Annotated in this window: 1 rRNA gene; it reads right to left on the bottom strand. The window is 52.1% G+C overall.

The features are described from left to right. Nucleotides 1-2,458 (bottom strand): 23S ribosomal RNA (locus Q371_RS23235); the annotation flags it as partial. Between the last annotated feature and the right edge of the window lie 137 nt (nucleotides 2,459-2,595).

A 2,595-nucleotide genomic window follows, 5' to 3' on the forward strand; every position in this document is an offset into this window, starting at 1 on the left:
CCTCCCCGCCGATATGGACTCTCGGGGGAGATCAGCCTGTTATCCCCGGGGTAACTTTTATCCGTTGATCGATGGCCCTTCCACTCGGTACCACCGGTTCACTAAGCCCGTGTTTCCACCCTGCTCGACTTGTCCGTCTCGCAGTCAAGCCACCTTATACCTTTGCGCTCTGCAGACGATTTCCAACCGTCCTGAGGTGACCTTTGGGCGCCTCCGTTACTCTTTGGGAGGCGACCGCCCCAGTCAAACTACCCGCCAAACACTGTCCTTGCAGTTGAATCTGCAAGTTAGAAATCCAAACTTCTCAGGGTGGTATTTCACCGTCGCCTCCACGAAACCCAAAAGCCTCGCTTCAATGGCTCCCACCTATCCTACGCAGAGAAGTCCGAACACCAATGTCAGACTATAGTAAAGCTCCACGGGGTCTTTTCGTCCTGCTACAGGTAGGCCGCATCTTTACAGCCAATTCAATTTCACCGAGTCCCTCGTTGAGACAGCGCCCTGATCATTACGCCTTTCGTGCAGGTCGGAACTTACCCGACAAGGAATTTCGCTACCTTAGGACCGTTATAGTTACGGCCGCCGTTCACTGGGGCTTCAATTCGCAGCTCTCACCGCTCCTCTTGACCTTCCAGCACCGGGCAGGCGTCACACCGTATACTTCCACTTTTCGTGTTCGCACAGTGCTATGTTTTTGGTAAACAGTTGCCAGGGCCGATTATCTGCGCCCACATCGCTGTGGGACCCCTTCTCCCGAAGTTACGGGGTTAAATTGCAAAGTTCCTTAACGAGGGTTCTCTCGCGCGCCTTGGTGCATTTACACCCGAACACCTGTGTCGGTTTGCGGTACAGGCTCAACAGCGATAAGTTTAGAAGCTTTTCTTGGCACCCTGAAATCATCAGCTCATACCCGAAGGCTTGTGGTAGTTGTCAACTTTAAAGAGGGCAGATTTTCTTATCCCTCAGGTCTTCAACTCACAATGGACCAACCATACGATCCATCTGATTATCCTAATGCGTCCCTCCATCACTCACTGTCAAGGTGCAGGAATATTAACCTGCTGTCCATCGATTACGCCTTTCAGCCTCACCTTAGGTCCTGACTAACCCTGGGAGGACGACCCTTCCCCAGGAAACCTTGTTCTTACGGCGGACGGGATTCTCACCCGTCTTATCGTTACTCATACCGGCATCCGCACTTCCATTACCTCCAGCTGTCCTTCCGGTCAACCTTCATCGGCATTTGGAACGCTCCCCTACCAGACACATCTGAGATGTGCATCCGCAGCTTCGGTACGTCGTTTCAGCCCCGATCATTTTCGGCGCAGAATCACTCGACCAGTGAGCTATTACGCACTCTTTAAAGGGTAGCTGCTTCTAAGCTAACCTCCTGGCTGTCACTGCAATTCCACATCCTTTACCACTTAACGACAATTTGGGGACCTTAGCTGGCGGTCTGGGTTGTTTCCCTTTCGGCTACGAAAGTTAGCTCACGCAGCCTCACTGCCGAGTTTGAACTGTGACACTTCGGAGTTTGATAAGGTTTGGTAGGCTGGTAGGCCCCCTAGCCTTGTCAGTGCTCTACACGCCACATTCACCACTCGACGCTGTACCTAAATACATTTCGGGGAGAACTAGCTATCTCCAGGTTCGGTAAGCTTTTCACTCCTAGACACAAGTCATCCGAGAACGTTTAAGCGTGCACCGGTTCGGTCCTCCACTCCCAGTCACGGGAGTTTCAACCTGCTCATGCCTAGCTCACCTGGTTTCGAGTCTAGCTCGTGTAACTAAATCGCCCTATTCAGACTCGGTTTCCCTACGCCTCCATCTCTTCGATTTAAGCTCGCTACACAAGACTAAGTCGCCGGCTCATGCTTCAATAGGCACGCCACAACACACGTAAGGTGCCGTGACTGCTTGTAAGTGTATGGTTTCAGGTTCTATTTCACTCCCCTCCCGGGGTTCTTTTCGCCTTTCCCTCACGGTACTAGTTCACTATCGGTCACTGGGAATATTTAGCCTTGCCCGGTGGTCCGGGCGGATTCAGTCATCGTTCCACGAACAACGACCTACTCAGGTACCACTTACTAGCTCCAACATTTCGCCTACAGGACTTTCACCCTCTATGGTGTTGCTTCCCAACAACTTCGGCTATGTCTCGGCTTCGATCTCAGTGGCCCTACAACCCCGAGTGATGAATCACTCGGTTTGGGCTCTTCCCCTTCCGCTCGCCGCTACTCAGGGAATCGATTTCTCTTTCTTCTCCTCGAGGTACTTAGATGTTTCAGTTCCCTCGGTTCCCATCTCTTTCGAGATACTGCTTACGCAGTGGGTTCCCCCATTCGGACATCCCGGCGTCAATGCTTGTATCCAGCTCGACCGGGCTTTTCGCAGGTAACCACGTCCTTCTTCGGTTCCAGTGCCAAGGCATCCACCATACACCCTTACTATCTTGACCCTTAAGATCATTTTGTATGGGATTCGCTCTCTTCTTCGCAGAAGAAAACTTTCCTTCGCTCGCATTCTTTCGGTTGTCAAACAACTCCGCCCTCGTCTCTCGCATCGCTGCTTCCTCTCGGGCGAAGAAAAGAATAC

Origin of the sequence: Deinococcus misasensis DSM 22328 (genome assembly GCF_000745915.1) — a bacterium.
GTDB lineage: Bacteria > Deinococcota > Deinococci > Deinococcales > Deinococcaceae > Deinococcus_C > Deinococcus_C misasensis.